The organism is Sphingomonas swuensis (assembly GCF_039538045.1).
Taxonomy (GTDB): Bacteria; Pseudomonadota; Alphaproteobacteria; order Sphingomonadales; family Sphingomonadaceae; genus Sphingomicrobium; species Sphingomicrobium swuense.
The window spans coordinates 2,308,910-2,328,552 of sequence record NZ_BAABBQ010000001.1 but is presented as its reverse complement, the minus strand read 5'-3'; the positions used below and the strand labels follow the sequence as shown (position 1 = coordinate 2,328,552).

Sequence of the window (19,643 nt, the reverse complement as noted above, 5' to 3'; positions counted from 1 at the left end):
GCTTCTGGAGCTAACGCCAACAGCTTGTCCCCCTGCCACCCCCAACTGCTAGCAAATGGGGGTGGGGGCGCAACCAGTCTCATGGCGCAGGTCGGAATTCCGACGTTCAGCCGGCGCGCTGTTCCTCGAGCCAGCGCTCCAGCCACTTGATCGTATAGTCGCCGCTCTTGAACGCGTCCTCCTTGAGGATGCGCTGGTGAAGCGGGATGTTGGTCTTGGGCCCGTCGACGATGAATTCCTCGAGCGCCCGGCGGAGGCGGCAGATCGCCTCGTCGCGGTCCTTGCCCCAGACGATCAGCTTGCCGATCATGCTGTCGTAATAGGGCGGCACCTTATAGCCCGAATAGAGGCCGCTATCGACGCGGGTCTGGAGACCACCCGGGGCGACGTAGTTCTTCACCAGGCCGGGGGAGGGGGCGAAGGTCTCGGCGTCCTCGGCGTTGATCCGGCACTCGATCGAATGGCCCGAGAGTCGGACCTCGTCCTGCGTGACGCTGAGCCCGCGGCCCTCGGCGATGCGGAGCTGCTCGGCGACGAGGTCGAGGCCGGTGATCATCTCAGTCACCGGATGCTCGACCTGGAGCCGGGTGTTCATCTCGATGAAGTAGAATTCGCCATTCTCGTAGAGGAACTCGATGGTGCCGGCGCCGCGATAGCCCATGTCGGCCATCGCCTTGCGGACTCGCTCGCCCATCTCGGCGCGCTGGGCGGCGGAGATGACCGGCGAGGGCGCTTCCTCGATGACCTTCTGGTGGCGGCGCTGGATCGAGCAATCGCGCTCGCCGAGGTGAACGGCCTGGCCGTCGCCGTCGCCGAACACCTGGAACTCGATGTGCCTCGGGTCGCCGAGATACTTTTCCATGTAGACGGTCGGATCGCCGAAGGCGGCGTTCGCTTCCGACGAGGCCTGCGCCATCAGAGTCTCGAGCTGGTCGGGCTCGGGCACGACCTTCATGCCGCGACCGCCGCCGCCCGAGGCAGCCTTGATCAGCACCGGATAGCCAATCTCGTCGGCGATTGCCTTGGCTTCGTCGAGGTCCGAGATCGGGCCGGGCGAACCCGGGACCAGGGGCAGGCCGAGGGCAGCGGCGGTGCGCTTGGCCTCGACCTTGTCACCCATCACCCGGATGTGCTCGGGCTTGGGCCCGACCCAGATGATGTTGTGGAGCTCGACGATCTCGGCGAACTGGGCGTTCTCGGAGAGGAAGCCGTAGCCCGGGTGGATCGCGTCGGCGTGGACGATCTCGGCGGCCGAGATGATGTTCGGGATGTTGAGGTAGCTGTCGCGCGCCTGGGGCGGTCCGATGCAGACCGCTTCGTCGGCCAGACGGACGTGCATCGCATCGGCGTCGGCGGTGGAGTGGACCGCGACGGTGCGGATCCCGAGCTCCTTGGCGGCGCGAAGAATGCGCAGCGCGATCTCGCCGCGATTGGCGATCAGCAGCTTGTTGATCTTGGCCATCTACTCGATGACCACCAGCGGCTGGTCGAACTCGACCGGCTGGGCGTTCGAGACCATCAGCTGGGCGATCCGGCCGCCGCGCGGCGCGGTGATCGGGTTCATCACCTTCATCGCCTCGACGATCAGCAGCGTGTCGCCTTCCTTGACCGTGTCGCCAACGACCGAGAAGGGCTTGGCGCCCGGCTCGGCGGCGAGATAGCAGGTGCCGACCATGGGCGAGCGGACGATCTCCCCGCTCGGCTCGGGCGCCGCGGCAGGGGCTTCACCGCCCGAGGCCCCGGCCGAGGCCTGGACGACGTTCTGGGCTGCAGTCGGCGCCGCGACAATATGCTGCACGGGCGCGGCGGCGACGGTCAGCTCGCGGCGGACGCGGATCTTGCGATCGCCGTCCTCGACTTCGATCTCGGACAGCTCGTTGGCACTGAGCAGCTCGGCAAGTTCGCGGACCAAGGCGCCATCGATGCGCATCTGCTTTTGTTCGTCGGACATGGAAGAATCCCTGTAATCTGTCGCGGCGCGCTCTGTCAGAGCCGGGCGGCGGCGTCCAGTGCAAGCAGGTAGGAACGGGCGCCGAAGCCACTGATGGAGCCGACACAAACGCCCGAAATCAGGCTCTTGTGCCGGAAGGGCTCGCGCGAGGCCGGATTGCTGAGGTGGACCTCAATCACCGGCGTCGGAACGGCGGCGATCGCGTCGCGTAGCGCGACCGAGGTGTGGGTGAGACCGCCGGCATTGAGGATCACCGCCGCCGCGTCGGTGTCGGCCGCCTCGTGGAGCCAGTCGATGAGGTGGCCCTCGTGGTTGGACTGGCGGAGGTCGATGTCGAGCCCGAGCAGAGCGGCCGCCTCGTGGAGCATGGCGGCGATGTCGTCGAGGCTGTCGCGGCCATAGACCTCGGGCTCGCGGGTGCCGAGCCGGTTGAGGTTGGGGCCGTTGAGGATAAGGACCTTGCGCATTGCGGCAGCCTCTTCCGCCACCTAGATGCCCTAGTCAAATGAGCGAAACCGAAACCCACAGCATCACCGTCAATGGCGAGCACCGGCGGGTGGCCGCGGGGACGACCGTCGCCGGGCTGGTCGGCGAGCTCGGGCTCGATCCCGCGCGGGTCGCGGTCGAGCGCAACCTTGAGATCGTGCCGCGCTCGACGCTCGCCGAGGTGCAGGTCGAGGACGGCGACGATTATGAAGTCGTGCATTTTGTCGGCGGAGGCTGATCAGACCCTGGTGCGCGGCAGGGGAATGGTGGCGCCGCGAATGCGGGCAAGCCGCTCCACCTCGTCGAACGTGGCATTGATGCGGGTTCGCGCGTCACCGACAGCCCATTCGCTTCCGGACGGAGCAAGCTCGCCCGGCTGGCGCCTGGCCGCCGCGTCAAGCGCCGCGGCATAGTCGTTCCACGCTTTGACATGCGCTTGGTAAGCGACCCAGAAGTCGCGCGGCGCGGCGCCTTGCCGGATGTCCCGCATCGCCGCGGCGATCTCCTGCGGAGACAGCGTCTCGACGTCCAGATTGTCGGCCTTGAGGATGCGCTCGACCGCGGGAACCGCGGCGGAGCGGGTGACCACCACGTCAGGCTCGGCGGCATATAGGAAGAGCAACGTTGCAAGCATCGGCCAAGCGCTCATATCAGCGCGCATGGCAAGTCTTCCAGTCACAACCTCCGCCGCGCCCACCGATTCCGACAGCTGGACCGTTGCCGGCCGGACCTTCTCTTCACGGCTGATCGTCGGGACGGGCAAGTACAAGGACCTCGAGCAGAATGCGGCGGCGGTGGCGGCGAGCGGGGCGGAGATCGTCACGGTCGCGGTGCGGCGGGTGAACCTGACCGATCCCAAGGCGCCCAAGCTGACCGACTATATCGACCCCAAGGTCACGACCTTCCTGCCCAACACCGCCGGCTGCTTCACCGCCGAGGCGGCAATCCGCACCCTGCGCCTGGCGCGCGAAGCGGGGGACTGGAAGCTCGTCAAGCTGGAAGTGCTGGCCGAGGCGAAGACGCTCTATCCCGACATGATCGAGACGGTGCGGGCGACCGAGCTCCTGACAAAGGAGGGGTTCGAGGTGATGGTCTATTGCACCGACGATCCGATCATGGCGCGGCGCTGCGAGGATGCGGGCGCGGTGGCGATCATGCCGCTCGGCGCGCCGATCGGCTCGGGCCTCGGCGTGCAGAATCCGGTGACCATCCGGCTGATCGTCGAGGGCGCCAAGGTGCCGGTGCTGGTCGACGCGGGCGTCGGCACGGCGAGCGACGCGGCCTTTGCGATGGAACTCGGCTGCGACGGCGTGCTGATGAACACCGCGATCGCCGAGGCCAAGGACCCGATCCTGATGGCGCGCGCGATGAAGGCGGCGGTCGAGTCCGGCCGGCTCGCCTATCGCGCGGGGCGGATGCCGAAGCGCATGTATGCCGATCCGAGCAGCCCGCTGGCTGGGCTGATCTAGGCGGCGAGGATCCCGCTCAAGGCTTCGTCGAACATCGCGCCGCAGGCCGTGAAGGTATCGGCGACGCTCTCCAGCTCGCCGAGCGTCCACTGGTCGCCATCGCGGAACAGGGCTTCGCTCTGGTCAGGTGCGAGGCCCGGCTTGGCGTGAACGAGATTGTTGCGAGTGCCGACGAGGAACTCGAAATCGCGCGCGGCCTTGCGCAGCGCTGCCTGGGCAGGCGACGCGGGCATGGCTCCGACGAGGTGAAGCAGAGTGTCGGCGATGCGACCGGCGGTGCGGTCGGACAGTAAGTCGAGGCTGCCCGCTTCGAGGCGCTCGCAGCAGCGGACCGCCTTCCACTCGAGGTTTGCAAAGCAATAGATCGCAAGGCCGAGGGCTTCGGCATAGTCGGGGCGCAACCCGACCTTCAGGCGATCGTCCTCCATCGCGAGCCTACCCCCTGGACTTCGCCCGCAGCGCCGAGATGGTGGTCTGGTTGGTGATCACCTCGACGTCGGTCTTGCAGTGGAGGAGGCGGATGCCCTTTCGGGTGAGGGCCTCGTCGATCGCCGGACCGAACTCTTCGGTAATTTCGACCGTCGCGGCCCAGGCGCCATAGGCGCGGGCGAGGGCGGCGAAGTCGGGGTTGGCGAGGGTGGTGGCGGACAGGCGCTCGGGATAGTCGCGCTCCTGGTGCATGCGGATGGTGCCGTAGCTGCCATTGTCGACGACGATGACGAGGAGGTCGGCGCCATATTGGGCGGCGGTGGCGAGCTCCTGCCCGTTCATCAGGAAGTCGCCGTCGCCCGCGACGCACAGCACCTGCCGGTCCTTGAAGCGCAGGCTCGCGGCGACCGCGGCGGGGAGGCCGTAGCCCATGGTGCCGCTGGTCGGCGCGAGCTGGGTCGGCATGGCCGCGTAGCGCCAGTAGCGGTGGAACCAGCCCGAGAAATTGCCCGCGCCGTTGCAGATGATCGTGTCGGCGGGAAGCTTGTCGCGGAGAAGCGCGACGCAGGGGCCGAGATCGAGCGCGACTCCGTCACGTGGCTTCGGCGTGGTCCACTCGAGATAGTCGGCGTGGGCCTCGGCGCCGGCCCCGAAGGCGACGAGGTCGGGATCGTCCCAGAAGTCGAGCGCCTGGGTGAACTCGCTCATGTCCGCGCAGATCGGAAGATCGGCATGGTAGACCCGGCCGAGCTCATTGGGGTCGGGGTGGACGTGGACGATGGTCTGGCCCGGATGGTCGGGCGTGACGAGCGTGTAGCCCTCTGTCGTCGATTCGCCGAGGCGCGCGCCGACGACCAGCAGCAGGTCGGCCTCGCGGACGCGGTCGAGCAGCTTGGGGTTGGGTCCATAGCCAAGGTTGCCGGCGTAGACCGGGCAGTCGTTGGCGACCGCGTCCTGGCGGCGGAAGGCGGCGGCGACCGGAAGGCCGACCCGGCTTGCCCAGCTGGCGAAATGGTGCGCGGCGCAGGGGCTCCAGTCGGCCCCGCCGACGATGGCGAGCGGTGCGGCGGCATCCTTGAGCAGTTCGTAGAGGGTGGCGATGGCCGACGGGTCGGGATGCTCGACCAGCGGCGGCACCGCCGGGCGGTCGAGTGCCTCGACCTCGTCCCGGAGCATGTCCTCGGGGATCGAAAGGACCACCGGGCCGGGCCGGCCGACGCAGGCGACGCGCCAGGCGCGGGCGACATATTCGGGAATTCGGCGCGCGTCGTCGATCCGCGCGGCCCATTTGGCGATGGGTGCGAAGAAGGCCGGGAAGTCGATTTCCTGGAAGCCCTCGCGGTCCTTGTCCTTGCGATCGAGGTCGCCGACGAACAGGATCATCGGGGTCGAATCCTGGAAGGCGACATGGACGCCGGGCGAGGCATTGGTCGCGCCCGGCCCGCGGGTGACGAAGGCGACCCCGGGACGACCGGTCAGCTTGCCGTCGGCCTCGGCCATGTAGGCGACCCCGCCCTCCTGCCGGCAGACCACCGTCTCGATCGCCGGCTCGTCATGGAGCGCGTCGAGCACGGCGAGGAAGCTTTCGCCGGGAACGGTGAAGATCCGGTCGCAGCCCTGGATGCGGAGCTGGTCGACGAGGATCTGGCCGCCGGTGCGGGTCGGGGCAGTGGTCATGGTCAGAGGTCCTGGGACGGGAAGGTGGATTCCACCAGCCGGATGGCTTCGGCCAGCGCCTCGGCGGCGGTCATGGCGCTGGTGTCGAGAAGCATCGCGCCCTCGGCCTGGACGAGCGGCGCTGCCGACCGGTGCGAGTCGCGCTCGTCGCGGGCGCGGATGTCGATCAGCACGTCATCAAGGTGGACGGGGAGGCCGGAGGAAGTGAGCTCGGCGAAGCGGCGGCGGGCGCGTTCCTCGGGGCTGGCAGTGACGAACAGCTTGGCGCGCGCGCCCGGCGCGATGACGGTGCCGATGTCGCGCCCGTCGAGCACCGCGCCGCCGGGTTGCGCGGCAAAGTCGCGCTGGCGCTCAAGCAGCGCCGAGCGGACCGCCGGATAGGCGCTGATGCGGCTGGCGATCCCGCCCACCGTCTCGCTCTTGAGCTCGGGGTCGTCGAGCAGCCCGGAGACCTCGTCGCAGGCGCGCAACGCGGCGAACTCGCTCTCGGGATCGCCGCCCCAGCGCAGCAGCGAGAGGGCGACCGCCCGGTAAAGCTTGCCGGTGTCGAGGTGCGGAAGCCCGAAATGCTGCCCGAGGCCGCGGGCGATGGTGCCCTTTCCGCTCGCGGCTGGGCCGTCGACGGCGATGACGAGGGTGGAGGGTTCGGCCATGGGCGCGGGCTTTGACAGCCACCCCCCGCTATGGCAAGGCGCGCCGAACGGCCGGGGCATGACTGCCGCCGGCCTCCTTTCACGTTGGAGATTTCAGCTCATGGTGAAACCCGAATGGGGCACCAAGCGCACCTGCCCCAAGTGCGCCACCCGCTTCTACGATCTCGGCAAGGACGATCCCGTCACCTGCATCGAGTGCGGCAACACCTTCGTGCCCGAGCCGGTGCTGAAGTCGAAGCAGCCGATGCCGTTCGAGCAGGTCTCGGTCGCCGCGGCGCCGCAGCAGCAGGCCGATTCGGATCTTGGTGCCGAGGATCTCGCGCTTCCGGATGAGGATGAGGAGCCCAGCGCCGACGACGAGGTCGATCTTTCGACCGGCGACGACGATCTCGGGGTCGAGACCGGCGGCGACGAGGAAGAGAACAACTAGGTCGGGCGCATCGCCGGACCATCTGGAGAAGAGCCGCTTTCGAGCGGCTCTTTTTTTGCCTGGCGTCCGGGCGGCTCCGGCGCGGATCGCGCGGGCAACAAAAAAGCCCGCGTTACCGCGGGCTTTTAGGGGATGGTGGAGCCGTGGGGGATCGAACCCCAGACCTTCGCAATGCCATCGCGACGCTCTCCCAGCTGAGCTACGGCCCCTTGTCCCGGGGGGCCTTTAGGGCGCTCTCGCGGCCCTGCCAACCCCAAAGTTCATGCATCCTGCACAAAAGAAAACGGCGCCGGATGAACCGGCGCCGTCTCTTTAACCCAAGCGCTCCTGGAGAGCGCTCCCCATTACGGGGCCGCCGGGGTCGGGGTCGGCGAAGCAGCCGGAGCAGCCGGAGTAGCCGAACCGAGCGAGCCACCCACCTTGGTGAAGGTGCTGTTGAGGTTGGTGCCGATGCTGGTCAGCGCGGTGATCGCGGCGACGGCGATGAGGGCGGCGATCAGGCCGTACTCGATCGCGGTGGCGCCATCTTCGTTGTTCAGCATCTTGATGAAATTGGTCATGTCCGGTCTCCTAGTTCCACTTATTCCCCCGGGGCTTCCCGGCACCGCCAAGCTGGTCGAGCCCGTCGGTCAAGGGTGGTTCTAGGCAGAAGGGGTTAAGAAGGTCTTTCACCCACCGGTAAATGTCGCTTCATCATTTAAGGCACCTTCAAAGCATGTCTTCGAGCAGCCGTTCGGCAGTGCGGCCGAGGTCCTCGATCAGGCTGTCGAGGCTTTCGGAACCGGGCTGTGAAGGGGAGACCGGAGCGCGGCGCGGTGCCCGGTAGCCGCTCGGCAGGCTGGTCGAGCCGCGGCCGTCGATCGCCAGCGCCGAAGTCATGAAGCTTCGCCACAGCTGGGCCGGCGCGGTGCCACCCGAGACCGACTTGCCGAGGCTCTTGTTGTCGTCGCGCCCGATCCAAACCCCGACCACCAGATCGCCGGCGAAGCCGACGAACAAGGCATCGCGATTGTCCTGGCTGGTGCCGGTCTTGCCGAAGGTCGCGGTGGACAGGGCGGCGCGCTTGCCCGTGCCCTCGTTCGCGGCGGCCCACAGGAGGTCGAGCATCGGCCGCCAGTCGCGGCCTTCGTCGAGCGCGCCGCCGCGGCCGAACATCATGTCGGCGAAGCCCAACTCCTCCTTGACCTGCGGCGGGAGGCCGGTGGCCTTGACCGGATAGCGGCCACCGGCGACCGCCGCATAGGCCGAGGTCAGCTCGAGCAGGCTGACCCCGGCGGTGCCGAGCGCCACGCTCGGGCTGTCGGGAAGCGGCGAGGAGATGCCGAGTTCGCGCGCGGTGCGCAGGACATTGGCGCGGCCGACCTGCTCGGACAGGCGGACCGTCGCGGCGTTGCTCGAGCGGGCGAACGCCTGCCGCATCGGGATCGAGCCGCGATAGACGCCGTCCGAATTGGCCGGGGTCCAGCCATCGATGGTGATCGCGCGGTCCTCGACGATGGTGTCGGGCCGGTAGCCGGCGCGAAGCGCGGCGAGATAGACGAACAGCTTGAACGCCGAGCCCGGCTGGCGGCGCGCCTGGGTCGCACGATTGAAGGACGAATCCTTGTAGGACCGCCCGCCGACCATCGCGACGACCCGTCCGTCCGGACGCATCGCGACCAGCGCCGCCTGGACGCCTGGGGAGAGCGGGGCGTTGGCGACCGCCCGGCTGGCGATTCGCTGGAGATCGGCGTCGAGCGTCGTGCGTACCCGAACCTCGCCGAAGTCGCTTTCGAACGCCGCCCCGGCCTGGGGCGCGACCCAATCGGCGAAATAGGTGCCGGTCGGGACCTTGTTGGTGCGCGCGACCGGACGCGCGGGCACGGCGGCCCTGGCGCGGGCTGCGGGGATGACGCCGGTATCGGCCATGGCGGCGAGCACCAGCCTGGCCCTTTTCTGCGCACCTGGCAGGTTGCGGGTGGGGGCGAGACGGCTCGGGGCCTGCACCAGCCCGGCGAGCATCGCCGACTGCGACAGGGTCAACTGCTCGGGCGGACGGCCGAAATAATGGCGCGAGGCGGCGCGCAGGCCGTAGACTCCGTCGCCGAAATAGACCGATGACAGGTAGCGCGAGAGAATCTCGTCCTTGGTCAGCCAGCCTTCCAGCCAGAAAGCGATGATCACCTCCTGCGCCTTGCGCTTGAGGCTCCGGTCGGAGGAGAGGAAGCTGGTCTTGGCGAGCTGCTGGGTCAGGGTCGAGCCGCCCTGGCGGACCCCGCCGGCCTGGAAGTTGGTGACCATCGCCCGGCCGATCGCGCGCGGGTCGATCCCCCAGTGGCGATAGAAGCGGCGGTCCTCGATCGCGACGAAGGCGGCGGGCGTATAGGGTTTGAGCTTGCTCGCCTCGACCGGGGCTTCCTTGATGGCGCCGCGCCGCGCGATCGGCTTGCCCTCGCTCGACACGATCAGCATCGCCGGGTCGGGCAGGGGCTCGAGCGCCCGTCCGAGCGGGGCGGTGATGATCAGCCACAGGAGGGTGACCAGCAGAAGCGCGGCCACCGCGATCATGCCCCAGCGGAGCCACGGCCGGCGGCGGCGGACTGGGGGCGCCGTGGGTCGCTCGTCGGCGGGCGGCGGCGGGGCGCCGAAGAAGTCGCGCTCGACGGGCTGCGCGGAAGGCTGCTCGGACGCGGGCCGGGGGGTGCGACTCCACCAGTGCTTGCGCCGGGTCAGCGGGGGCGCCGACCAGGGCGGCGGCGCGAACGGGTCGGGCAGTTCCTCGACGTTGCGCCCGCCACGCTGCCAGGGTGAGTCGCGATCCGCCATTCCACCGATTGTCCTACTGGGTGACCTAACGCCCTAATACAGCAGAGGTGCCGTGACTAGGGGGCGCAAGCTGAACCCTTTCTGTCGGCGGTGGCGCAGGCTAGGGCAAGGCGGATGAAAGCAAGTCGAGCAGGACGGCGAAAGGCCGGCGGAGCGGCACTGCTGCTTGCGCTCGCCCTGCTCGGCGGCTGCCGCCAGAACCCGGGTGGCGAGGTCGACGCGCTGGTCATCGGCGAGCGCCTGCCGCGGATCGCCGATCCCTCGTCCGCAAGCCTCACGCCGGGCGACCTCGTGCTGGTCGAGAATGCCGCGCAGGGGCTGGTCGGATTCGACTCGGGGGGCAACATCGTTCCCGCGCTGGCCGAGCGCTGGGCGGTCAGCGACGACGGGCTGAGCTATGTCTTCCGGCTGCGCTCGGCCGAGTGGAGCGAGGGCCGCAAGGTCCGCGCCCGTGATGTCGTCCGGCTGCTCGAGCGCCACTTCGCAAAGGCGGGCCGCAATCCGCTGCGCGATTCGGTCGGCGCGATCGACCAGGTGGTGGCGATGACCGACCGGGTGGTGGCGATCGAGCTGAGCGCGCCCCGGCCGCACCTCCTCCAGTTGCTCGCCCAGCCCGAGTTCGGACTGGTGCGCGAGCGCCGGGGCACCGGCCCGTTCGCGGTCGAGGCGAAGAACTCGACGCTGCTGCTGACTCGAACCCTCCCGGGCTTCGACGGCGATGAAGGCAGCAGGGAACAGGTCCGGCTTGGCGCCGCCGCCGCCGATGCCGCGATCGCCAACTTCGTCGCCGGCAAGGCCGAGCTGGTGCTCGGCGGAACGATCGCCGACCTGGCGCTGGCGCAGCAGGCGCGACTACCGCGCGGATCGCTCCGGATCGACCCCGTCGCGGGGCTGTTCGGGCTCGTTCCGGCGCGCAAGGACGGGCCGCTCGCCGACCCTGCGGTGCGTGCGCTGCTCGACGAGACGATCGACCGGGCCGCGCTGGTCGCCGCGCTCGGAGTGCCCGACCTTCAGCCGCGCACCAGCCTGCTCCAGCTCGGCCTCGACGGAGTGACGGCGCCGGCCGAGCCCGCCTGGACCGGCGTCCCGCTCGCCAATCGCCGCGAGGACATCATCGCCCGGGCTCGGATGCTCTTCCCCCGTGCGAGCGGCGCGCAGGAACCCCCGACGCTCGAGCCCGCGCCCGAGCTGCGAGTCGCGCTTCCGCCCGGCCGGGGAGGCGAGATCATCCTCCGCCGACTTCAGGCCGACTGGGGGCCGCTCAACCTTTCGGTGGTCGCCGCCAAGCCAGGACAGCGCGCCGATCTGCGCTGGGTCGACGAGGTCGCGCCGTCGACCTCTCCGGCCTGGTTCCTGCGAAGCTTCCGCTGCGACTTCGTGCCGGTCTGCGACCCCGATGCCGACCGGCTGCTCGACGCCGCCCGGCTCACCGGCTTCGCGCCGCAGCGCGTTGCCTTCTTCGCCGAGGCCGAGCGACGGATGCGCGAGGCCGTGCTGTTCATGCCCGTCGCAGCGCCGGTCCGCTGGTCGCTCGCCGCGCGCGGGATCAGCGGCTTCCAGGAGAACCGCTTCGCCCGTCATCCGCTAACGGGCTTGCGCGAACGCCCCGCATCACGAGATTAGGGGGATGAGCGTTCGACCCCAGCCCCTTCGCCCCGAGCTTCCCCTCGGCCGCGACCCGCAGCAAGTCCGGCAACGGATGGAAGCGCTCGAGCATCTGCTCGAACGGGCCTTCCCGATCCCGGGCACGAGCAAGCGGGTCGGTCTCGACGTGCTGCTCGACTTCGTCCCCGGAGTGGGCCCGACGGTCGCCGCCGGACTCGGCGCCTATCTGGCCTGGGAGGCTCGCAACCTTGGCCTCAGCAAGTGGCAGGTCAGCCGGATGGGAGCCAACATCGGCGTCGACTGGCTGCTCGGCCTGATCCCGTTCGTCGGCGCGATTCCCGATTATTTCTTCCGTGCCAACACCCGCAACCTGCGGATCATCAAGCGCCACCTCGACAAGCATCATCCGGCGACCCGGACCATCGACGCGGAACCGCTTCGGTGATGCTGGCGGCGGCGCTGGCAGGACTGGCGCTGACGCCGTCCGCAGTGCCACCGGGTCTCTACGACGGGACCATCGGCAGCCTGCCGGTGCGGCTGTGTATGGCTGAACGGCACGGCGCTTATTACTACCGTTCGCGGCTGGTGCCGATCATGCTCAGCCCCGTCGAAGGATCGTCTGGCCTGTTCAGCGAGGGCAATGGCAGCGAGCCAAGCCTGAGCCTGCGCGGCGCGGTCGGCGAAGCTGTGATCGGTGAATGGCGAAGTGGGAGCAGGCGACTGCCTGTCCGGCTTCGCTCGATCTCGTTCGACAAGGGCGAATTCGAGGACGATCCATGCGCGAGCAAGACGTTCCAGGCGCCAAGGCTCGAAGGCGTGCGGATCGTCCGGAGCGAAGTGGTGCAGGCAGGGCAGAGGGTGACTCTGACGACCCTCGACACGCGCGGGCACTTCCCGGATTTCTCGATCGTGTCGCTGCAACTGCCGGGGGCCGGGTCCGCAGTGGCCCAAATCAATCGCCGGTTGTTCGAGCCCTTCCGCGACAGCGAAGAGGCCGACTGGAAGGGTTGTGATCGGGGAGGCTATTGGGGTGGCGGGACGGGCGCGAGCTACGATGTCGAACTGACGCTTACCCTCGCGACGCGGCGCTGGCTGGCCGTCATGGAGCGTGGTGGCGGTTTCTGCGAAGGCGCGCATCCCGACGAGTGGTCGAACCCCCTGCTGTTCGATCGCCGAAGCGGAGCGGAAGTCGAACTGCTCGACTGGCTGTCCACGCGCGCGGTGACGAAGGAGCGGTTGGGTGAGGGGGAGGATCGCTTCTATCGCACCCTGACCCCGGCCTTCCGCGCCGTCCTGATGAAGCGCTACCGCCATGACGATGAGTGCACCGAGGCAGTCGCCGACACCGAAGGCTGGTCGGCCGAGCTTCGCCGGACCGGCATCGTCTTCCTGCCCTCGATGCCCCACGTCATGCAGGCCTGCGAGGAGGAAGTGCTGCTACCCTGGGCGTCGCTCGGACCCTGGCTGTCGGGAGAGGGCAGGAGCGAGGTGGCGGCGCTCAAGGCCGAGTGGCGCTGACAAATCGGGCGAGCGTCCCTAGATCGTCCGCCATGTACGACTTCAAGATCGATGCGGCGGACAAGCCGACGCTCTACGCCGACCTCCTGCAGGCGCTCGACGGGCTCACCGAGGGCGAGCCGGACGGGATCGCCAACATGGCCAATGCCGCCGCGCTGATCTGGGAGACGCTCCCGGGCCTCAATTGGGCGGGCTTCTACCGCAATGTCGGGGGCGAGCTGGTGTTGGGGCCGTTCCAGGGCCGCGCCGCCTGCATCCGCATCCCGTTCGGGCGGGGCGTGTGCGGGACCGCCGCCGCGACCCTCGAACCGCAGCGGGTCGACGACGTCCACGCCTTCCCGGGCCACATCGCCTGCGACGCCGCGAGCCAGAGCGAGCTGGTGGTGCCGATCGTCGGAGCCGATGGCGCACTCATCGCCGTCCTCGACCTCGACAGCCCCGACAAGTCCCGCTTCGACGCCGAGGACGAAGCCGGCTGCGTCAAGCTGTGCGCATTGCTGGCGGAGCGGCTCGCTTCCTAGCTCAGCTGCTCCAGCCGTTCGTCGCTCAGGCCGCCTGGGATGATCATCAGCGGGCAGGGGAGCTTGCCGGCGTCGGTGCCGGCGAAGGCGGCGACGAGCAGGCCGGGATCGCCCGTGGGAGCGGCGCCGAGGACCAGCGCGGCGATGTCGTCGCGGCTACCCATCAGCTCGCGGACGACCGCCACCGGCTCGCCTTGGCGGACCATGATCGCGGCTTCGGCGAGCGGCACCGCGCCGGCGAGATCGCCGAGGCTGGCCGCGACATGACCCTCGATTCGCAGGCGCTGTTCTTCCTCGATCGCGGCCTGCACCCCGCCCCACTGGACGAAGTCCTGCGGCTCGACGATCGCCAGCACCTCGAAGGCGCCACCGGTCTTGGCCGCCCGGCGCGCGGCGAAGCGCAGCGCGATCCGTGCCTCTTCGCTGTCGTCGATCACGACCAGATAGGTGCGCTTGCCCGTTGCCATCGCCGGGAAGCGTGGACCAGCGCTGCTTGACGGGCAAGGGGGCATGGTCTTTGGGAGGCCAACAGTTTCCGTTCCAGCCCCACGAAGGTCCACGATGGCGATCGAACTCAAGATGCCCGCTTTGTCCCCCACCATGGAGGAGGGCACGCTCGCCAAGTGGCTGGTCAAGGAAGGCGACACCGTGTCGAGCGGCGACATCCTGGCCGAGATCGAGACCGACAAGGCGACGATGGAATTCGAGGCGGTCGACGAGGGCGTGGTCAGCAAGATCCTCGTTCCCGAAGGCACCGACGGGGTGAAGGTTGGGACCCCGATCGCGCTGATCGGCGGCGAGGGCGAGGAAGCGGCGCCGGCGGCGGCTGCGGCTCCCGCGGCCGAAGAGAAGCCCGCTGCTCCTGCACCCAAGGCCGAGGCTCCGGCTCCGGCTGCGCCGGCTCCGGCTCCGGTCGAGACGCCCGCCGCACCGGCAAAGCCGGCCGCCGCGCCCAAGGCGGACGGCGAACGGGTCAAGGCGAGCCCGCTCGCGCGCAAGCTAGCGCAGGCGCAGGGAATCGACCTCACGACGCTGACCGGTTCGGGGCCGGGCGGGCGGATCGTTCGCGCTGACCTCGGCACCGCCGGCGGTGCGCTGTCGCAGCCTCAGGCCCAGCCCGCCGCCGCTGCTGCACCCGTCGCTGCCGCGGCTCCCGCGCAGCCGTTTTCGACCGACATCCCGCACGAGGCGGTCAAGCTCAGCAACATGCGCAAGACCATCGCCCGCCGCCTGTCCGAGGCGAAGCGCGATATCCCGCACATCTACCTGACGGTCGACGTCCGCCTCGACGCGCTGCTCAAGCTGCGGTCCGAGCTCAACGCGGGGCTTGCGGGTCGCAAGATCAAGCTCAGCGTCAACGACCTGCTGATCAAGGCGCTTGCCGTCGCGCTCGAGGCGGTGCCCGAGTGCAACGTCAGCTTCACCCCCGACCAGCTGATCATGTACAAGCGCAGCGACATCGCGGTCGCGGTGAGCATCCCGGGCGGCCTCATCACCCCAATCGTCGCCGACGCCGCGACCAAGTCGGTCAGCAAGATCAGCCAGGAGATTACCGAGCTTGCGGGCCGCGCCAAGGAAGGCAAGCTCGCCCCCCACGAATATCAGGGCGGCACCGCGAGCCTCAGCAACATGGGCATGTTCGGGATCAAGCAGTTCGACGCGGTCATCAACCCGCCCCAGGCGATGATCCTCGCGGTCGGCGCGGGCGAGAAGCGTCCGTGGGTCGAGGGCGAGGAACTGACCGTCGCCACCGTGATGAGCATCACCGGCAGCTTCGATCACCGCGCCATCGACGGCGCGGACGGCGCTCGCCTGATGAAGACGCTCAAGGAACTGATCGAAAGCCCGCTCGGCCTCGTTGCCTGACATGGCGCGCGAGGCGCTTATCCGCACCACGGCGATGCCGACGGACACCAACCCTTACGGGGGTGTGTTCGGGGGCTGGCTAATGGGGCAGATGGGGCTCGCCTGCGGGAGCTTCGCGTCGCGACATACGGGCGGCAAGGCGATCCTCGTCGGGGCGGAGAAGCTCAGGTTTCCGGGGGCGATGGCCGTGGGCGACGAGCTGTCGGTCTATGTCGAGCTGTTGAAGCAGGGCCGGACCTCGCTCCTGCTGCGCGCCGAGGGCGTGGCGCGAGAACGGGACGGCGAGACCGAGACATTGGTGGCGGAGGGCGAGTTCACCTTCGTCGCGCTGGATGACGACAACAGGCCGCGGCCGATCGCGGCGAAGGAAGAGAAGAATGGCTGATACCTACGACCTCATCGTGCTCGGCTCGGGCCCGGGCGGCTATGTCGCGGCGATCCGCGCGGCGCAGCTCGGGCTGAAGGTCGCCATCGTCGAGCGCGAGAACCTCGGCGGAATCTGCCTCAACTGGGGCTGCATCCCGACCAAGGCGCTGCTCCGCTCGGCCGAGATCCTGCATTACGCGCAGCATGCGCAGGATTATGGGCTGAAGCTCGCGGGCAAGATCGAGGCCGATCTGGCGGCGGTGGTGACGCGCAGCCGCGGGGTGGCCAAGCAGCTCAATCAGGGCGTCACGCACCTGATGAAGAAGAACAAGATCACCGTGCACATGGGCGTCGGGACGATGACCGGTCCGACCAGCATGACCGTCAAGAGCGACAAGGGCGAGGAGCAGCTCAGCGCCAAGCACGTCATCCTGGCCTTGGGCGCCCGGGCGCGCGACCTCCCGTTCGCGCCCGCCGACGGCAAGCGCATCTGGACCTACCGCCACGCGATGACCCCGGCCGAGATGCCGACCAAGCTGCTGGTCATCGGCTCAGGCGCGATCGGGATCGAGTTTGCGAGCTTCTACAACGACATGGGTGCCGAGGTGACCGTGGTCGAGATGCTCGACCGGATCGTGCCCGTCGAGGATTCCGAGGTCTCCGCCTTCCTCGAGAAGAGCCTGACCAAGCAGGGGATCAAGATCATGACCGGCGCGGGGGTCGATTCGATCGCCGCCTCGGGCTCGGGGATCAAGGCGCAGATCAAGGGCAAAGACGGCAAGGTCGGGAGCCACGACTTCAGCCACTGCATCGTCGCGGTCGGGATCGTCCCCAACACCGAGAATGTCGGGATCGACACGCTGGTCGAGATGGACCGCGGCTTCATCCAGATCGATCCCTACGGCCGGACGAAGTCCAAGGGTTTGTGGGCGATCGGCGACTGCACGCCGGGACCGTGGCTGGCGCACAAGGCGAGCCATGAGGGCGTCACCGCCGCCGAGGCGATCGCGCAGGATCTCGGCAACAAGGAGGTGCACCCGCATGTCCTCGACCGGGCGAACATTCCGGGCTGCACCTATTGCCACCCGCAGGTGGCATCCGTGGGGATGACCGAGGCCAAGGCCAAGGAAGCCGGCCACGAGGTCAAGGTCGGCAAGTTCCCCTTCATCGGCAACGGCAAGGCGATCGCGCTCGGCGAGACCGAGGGCTTCATCAAGACGGTGGTCGATTCGAAGACGGGCGAGCTGCTCGGCGCGCACATGATCGGCGCGGAGGTGACCGAGCTGATCCAGGGCTATGTGGTCGGCAAGACCGCCGAGCTCATCGACGAGGATTATGCGCGGACGATCTTCCCGCACCCGACGCTCAGCGAGATGATGCACGAGAGCATCCTCGCCGCCGACGGGCGCGTCCTCCACATGTAGCTCAGGCCAGCGCGGGCTCTGTCATCACCGCTTCGGCAAGCAGCGCGTAGGAGCGGCGGCGGGCCTGGTGGTCGTGGATCTGCGCGGTGACGATCAGCTCGTCGGCCCCGGTCCGCTCGATGAAGTCGAGGGTCTTGCGACGGACCGTCTCCGGGCTGCCAATCGCCGAGCAGGACAGCAATTGGTCGAGCATCGCCTTGGCCTGCAGCGGCAGCGTGTCGGCGAAGCCGGGCAGGGGCGGCGGGAGCTTGCCCGGCGTGCCCGTGCGAAGCGCGACGAACGCCTGCTGGATCGAGGTGGCGAGCAGCTCGGCTTCCTCGTCGCTGTCGGCGGCGATGACGTTGAAGCCGAGCATGACATAGGGCTTAGCGAGCTGCGCCGAAGGCCGGAAGGTCTCGCGATACACGGCGATCGCGTCCATCATCTGCGCCGGGGCGAAGTGCGAGGCGAAGGCGTAGGGCAGGCCGAGCATCGCCGCCAATTGCGCGCCGAAGGTGCTCGATCCGAGGATCCACAGCGGAATGTCCATGCCTTCGCCGGGCACTGCCCGCACCCGCTGCTCGCCGCCGCGAAGGTAGGACTGCAGCTCGAGCACGTCCTGCGGGAACTGGTTGGCGTCCGATGCAAGGTTGCGGCGGAGCGCATGAGCGGCGGCCTGGTCGGTGCCGGGCGCCCGGCCGAGCCCGAGGTCGATCCGTCCGGGATAGAGCGCCTCAAGCGTTCCGAACTGCTCGGCGATGGTCAGCGGTGCGTGGTTGGGGAGCATGATCCCGCCCGAACCGATGCGGATGGTCGAGGTGTTGGCGCCGACGAAGGCGAGGGCGACCGCGGTCGCCGCGCTGGCGATCCCGGGCATGCTGTGATGCTCGGCCATCCAGTAGCGCTTGAAGCCGAGCTTCTCGGCGTGGGCGGCAAGGTCGGCGCTGTTGCGCAGCGCGTCTCCGGCCTCCGAGCCTTGAGGGATCGGGGCGAGGTCCAGGACTGACAGCGGGATCATGATCAAGAGATGGGGCCGCGCCTCGGCGTTGCAACCGCGGCGGTTGCGTCGGCGCCCGCTCCCCGCCAACATCGGTCAGGGTCCAGGGGGGAAGACAGATGAAGAAGCTGCTGCTCGCGTTGCTCGGTTCGGTGATGGCGACGGCGCCGGCCTCGGCCGAGAAGGTGGTGGTGACCGCCGACCGGATGGTCGACGTGCTGACCGGCAAGGTGGTCGACTATCCCGCGGTCTTCATCGGCGACGACGGGCGGATCACTTCGATCGCCGACGCGCGCACGGTCCGCTGGTCGAGCGAGGTCCGCCACATCGACCTTGCCGGGACGACGCTGCTGCCCGGCTTCATCGACATGCACGTCCACCTCGACAGCCCGGCCGACATCGGCGGCTATCGCGGGCTCGAGTTCACCGACAGCTTCTTCGGCATGACCGCGGTCGGCAATGCGAAGGCGATGCTCGATGCGGGTTTCACCACCGTCCGCAACGTCGGCTCGCAGAACCGCAACGACATCGGGCTGAAACAGGCGATCGACGAAGGCTATGCGGTGGGCCCGCGGATCGTCCCGGCAGGCTTCGCGCTCGGTGCGACCGGCGGCCACTGCGACTCGACCTTCCTTCCTCCGAGCCTCGAGAAGGCCAACAAGGAAGAAGGTGTCGCCGACGGAGTCGAGGAGCTCCGCTACCAGGTCCGGCGGCAGCGCAAATATGGCGCCGAGGTGATCAAGGTCTGCGCCACCGGCGGGGTCTTTTCGCGCAACACCGAGCCCGGCCAGCAGCAGCTGAGCGAGACCGAGCTTCGCGCCATCGCCGACGAGGCGCACCAGTGGGGACTTCGGGTCGCCGCCCACGCGCATGGCGCGGACGGGATCAAGGCGGCGGTGCGTGCGGGGATCGACACGATCGAGCATGCCAGCCTTGCCGATGCCGAGGGGTTAAGGCTGTGCGCGCAGCGCGCACGACCCTGCTGGTTCTCGATGGATATCTACAACACCGACTACACCCAGGCCGAGGGCCGCAAGAACGGCGTGCTTGAGGACAACCTCCGCAAGGACCGCGAGATCGGCGAACTGCAGCGGCAGAACTTCCGCCGCGCGCATCAGGCGGGCGTGCGGATGGTGTTCGGCTCGGACGCCGGCGTGATGCCGCACGGCCTCGTCGGCCGGCAATTCGGGACGATGGTGCGCTACGGAATGACGCCGTTGCAGGCGATCCAGGCGGCGACCCGCAACGGAGCCGAGGCGCTCGGCCGCGAGAAGGACGTCGGTGCGATCGCGGTCGGGCGCTTCGGCGACCTCGTCGCGGTTTCGGGCAATCCGCTCGCCGACGTCGCCCCGCTCGCCAGTCCGGTCGCGGTGGTCAAGGGCGGGGTGCTGGTCCGGGGACCCAAGCCCTAAGGAACGCAGCGCCCCCTCCCTTGTTGGCGTCCTCGAACAATCCATGAGGATCCGA

At 68.8% G+C, this 19,643-nt stretch carries 21 protein-coding genes, 1 tRNA gene and 1 pseudogene; 11 read left to right on the top strand and 12 right to left on the bottom strand.

What is annotated here, in order from left to right; all coding sequences use genetic code 11:
- Nucleotides 1–106: 106 nt before the first annotated feature.
- The 3 genes from accC to aroQ are packed head-to-tail and all read right to left on the bottom strand — an operon-like array spanning nt 107 to nt 2,418.
- The gene (gene accC, locus ABD727_RS11600; RefSeq protein WP_344707540.1) at nt 107–1,462 is read right to left on the bottom strand and encodes an acetyl-CoA carboxylase biotin carboxylase subunit; all 1,356 of its coding nucleotides are present in this window, start codon (nt 1,460–1,462) and stop codon (nt 107–109) included.
- Nucleotides 1,463–1,951, bottom strand: a complete 489-nt coding sequence (gene accB / locus ABD727_RS11595) for an acetyl-CoA carboxylase biotin carboxyl carrier protein (protein ID WP_344707539.1) — start codon at nt 1,949–1,951, stop codon at nt 1,463–1,465.
- A 35-nt stretch (nt 1,952–1,986) separates the two neighbouring features.
- Entirely contained in the window at nt 1,987–2,418 is a 432-nt protein-coding gene (gene aroQ, locus ABD727_RS11590) for a type II 3-dehydroquinate dehydratase (protein ID WP_344707538.1), read from the bottom strand.
- Nucleotides 2,419–2,456: 38 nt separating this feature from the next.
- Between aroQ and thiS the strand changes: the two are divergent.
- Nucleotides 2,457–2,672, top strand: a pseudogene (gene thiS / locus ABD727_RS11585) (sulfur carrier protein ThiS); the annotation flags it as partial.
- A 3-nt stretch (nt 2,673–2,675) separates the two neighbouring features.
- Here thiS and ABD727_RS11580 read toward each other — a convergent pair.
- Nucleotides 2,676–3,086, bottom strand: a complete 411-nt coding sequence (locus ABD727_RS11580) for a hypothetical protein (RefSeq protein WP_344707537.1) — start codon at nt 3,084–3,086, stop codon at nt 2,676–2,678.
- A gap of 10 nt (nt 3,087–3,096) precedes the next feature.
- Here ABD727_RS11580 and ABD727_RS11575 point away from each other — a divergent pair, with 10 nt between their 5' ends.
- A complete protein-coding gene (locus tag ABD727_RS11575; protein ID WP_344707536.1) occupies nt 3,097–3,906 on the top strand; it encodes a thiazole synthase in 810 nt (269 codons plus the stop codon).
- On the opposite strand, the gene ABD727_RS11570 is transcribed toward ABD727_RS11575, so the two are convergent.
- Genes ABD727_RS11570 through cmk form a run of 3 tightly spaced genes read right to left on the bottom strand, consistent with a single transcriptional unit; the run spans nt 3,903 to nt 6,665 of the window.
- Complete coding sequence (locus ABD727_RS11570) at nt 3,903–4,334, bottom strand: hypothetical protein (RefSeq protein ID WP_344707535.1); 432 nt, start codon at nt 4,332–4,334, stop codon at nt 3,903–3,905. The genes ABD727_RS11575 and ABD727_RS11570 overlap by 4 nt on opposite strands.
- Before the next feature lie 7 nt (nt 4,335–4,341).
- Nucleotides 4,342–6,012, bottom strand: a complete 1,671-nt coding sequence (locus ABD727_RS11565; protein WP_344707534.1) for a thiamine pyrophosphate-binding protein — start codon at nt 6,010–6,012, stop codon at nt 4,342–4,344.
- Between the two features lie 2 nt (nt 6,013–6,014).
- Nucleotides 6,015–6,665: a (d)CMP kinase gene (gene cmk, locus ABD727_RS11560; RefSeq protein WP_344707533.1), complete on the bottom strand. Its 651-nt coding sequence runs from the start codon at nt 6,663–6,665 to the stop codon at nt 6,015–6,017.
- Nucleotides 6,666–6,765: 100 nt separating this feature from the next.
- Between cmk and ABD727_RS11555 the strand changes: the two genes are divergently transcribed.
- Nucleotides 6,766–7,095 carry a TIGR02300 family protein gene (locus tag ABD727_RS11555; RefSeq protein ID WP_344707532.1) on the top strand — a complete coding sequence of 110 codons (330 nt, stop codon included), beginning with the start codon at nt 6,766–6,768 and terminating at the stop codon, nt 7,093–7,095.
- A gap of 133 nt (nt 7,096–7,228) precedes the next feature.
- On the opposite strand, the gene ABD727_RS11550 is transcribed toward ABD727_RS11555, so the two are convergent.
- The 3 genes from ABD727_RS11550 to ABD727_RS11540 all read right to left on the bottom strand — a co-directional run bounded on the left by ABD727_RS11550 (nt 7,229) and on the right by ABD727_RS11540 (nt 9,900).
- A tRNA-Ala gene (locus tag ABD727_RS11550) sits at nt 7,229–7,304 on the bottom strand.
- A 135-nt stretch (nt 7,305–7,439) separates the two neighbouring features.
- Nucleotides 7,440–7,655 (bottom strand): Flp family type IVb pilin, encoded by a 216-nt coding sequence (locus ABD727_RS11545; protein ID WP_344707531.1) that lies wholly within the window; start codon nt 7,653–7,655, stop codon nt 7,440–7,442.
- Between the two features lie 148 nt (nt 7,656–7,803).
- Nucleotides 7,804–9,900 (bottom strand): transglycosylase domain-containing protein, encoded by a 2,097-nt coding sequence (locus ABD727_RS11540; RefSeq protein WP_344707530.1) that lies wholly within the window; start codon nt 9,898–9,900, stop codon nt 7,804–7,806.
- 114 nt (nt 9,901–10,014) lie between these two features.
- On the opposite strand from ABD727_RS11540, the gene ABD727_RS11535 reads away from it, so the two are divergent.
- From ABD727_RS11535 to ABD727_RS11520, 4 genes are read left to right on the top strand one after another with little or no spacing between them, the layout of a single operon-like run.
- Nucleotides 10,015–11,523 carry an ABC transporter substrate-binding protein gene (locus ABD727_RS11535; RefSeq protein ID WP_344707529.1) on the top strand — a complete coding sequence of 503 codons (1,509 nt, stop codon included), beginning with the start codon at nt 10,015–10,017 and terminating at the stop codon, nt 11,521–11,523.
- A 4-nt stretch (nt 11,524–11,527) separates the two neighbouring features.
- Nucleotides 11,528–11,950 (top strand): DUF4112 domain-containing protein, encoded by a 423-nt coding sequence (locus ABD727_RS11530; RefSeq protein WP_344707528.1) that lies wholly within the window; start codon nt 11,528–11,530, stop codon nt 11,948–11,950.
- Nucleotides 11,947–13,023 carry a hypothetical protein gene (locus ABD727_RS11525; RefSeq protein ID WP_344707527.1) on the top strand — a complete coding sequence of 359 codons (1,077 nt, stop codon included), beginning with the start codon at nt 11,947–11,949 and terminating at the stop codon, nt 13,021–13,023. The genes ABD727_RS11530 and ABD727_RS11525 overlap by 4 nt, the downstream gene beginning before the upstream one ends.
- A gap of 32 nt (nt 13,024–13,055) precedes the next feature.
- A complete protein-coding gene (locus ABD727_RS11520; RefSeq protein ID WP_344707526.1) occupies nt 13,056–13,544 on the top strand; it encodes a GAF domain-containing protein in 489 nt (162 codons plus the stop codon).
- Here the strand turns inward: ABD727_RS11520 and ABD727_RS11515 are convergent.
- Nucleotides 13,541–14,011, bottom strand: a complete 471-nt coding sequence (locus tag ABD727_RS11515) for a universal stress protein (RefSeq protein ID WP_344707525.1) — start codon at nt 14,009–14,011, stop codon at nt 13,541–13,543. The genes ABD727_RS11520 and ABD727_RS11515 overlap by 4 nt on opposite strands.
- Nucleotides 14,012–14,105: 94 nt before the next feature.
- Here ABD727_RS11515 and ABD727_RS11510 point away from each other — a divergent pair, with 94 nt between their 5' ends.
- The 3 genes from ABD727_RS11510 to lpdA are packed head-to-tail and all read left to right on the top strand — an operon-like array spanning nt 14,106 to nt 17,200.
- The gene (locus tag ABD727_RS11510) at nt 14,106–15,410 is read left to right on the top strand and encodes a pyruvate dehydrogenase complex dihydrolipoamide acetyltransferase (protein ID WP_344707524.1); all 1,305 of its coding nucleotides are present in this window, start codon (nt 14,106–14,108) and stop codon (nt 15,408–15,410) included.
- 1 nt (nt 15,411) lies between these two features.
- Nucleotides 15,412–15,795, top strand: coding sequence for an acyl-CoA thioesterase (locus tag ABD727_RS11505; protein ID WP_344707523.1), 384 nt, complete (start codon nt 15,412–15,414; stop codon nt 15,793–15,795).
- On the top strand, nt 15,788–17,200 hold the full coding sequence (gene lpdA, locus ABD727_RS11500) for a dihydrolipoyl dehydrogenase (RefSeq protein ID WP_344707522.1): 1,413 nt from the start codon (nt 15,788–15,790) through the stop codon (nt 17,198–17,200). The genes ABD727_RS11505 and lpdA overlap by 8 nt, the downstream gene beginning before the upstream one ends.
- 1 nt (nt 17,201) lies before the next feature.
- Here the strand turns inward: lpdA and ABD727_RS11495 are convergent, their stop codons facing one another.
- Nucleotides 17,202–18,197 (bottom strand): LLM class flavin-dependent oxidoreductase, encoded by a 996-nt coding sequence (locus tag ABD727_RS11495; RefSeq protein ID WP_344707521.1) that lies wholly within the window; start codon nt 18,195–18,197, stop codon nt 17,202–17,204.
- A gap of 98 nt (nt 18,198–18,295) precedes the next feature.
- Here ABD727_RS11495 and ABD727_RS11490 point away from each other — a divergent pair, with 98 nt between their 5' ends.
- A complete protein-coding gene (locus ABD727_RS11490; protein ID WP_344707520.1) occupies nt 18,296–19,588 on the top strand; it encodes a Xaa-Pro dipeptidase in 1,293 nt (430 codons plus the stop codon).
- Nucleotides 19,589–19,643 lie beyond the last annotated feature (55 nt).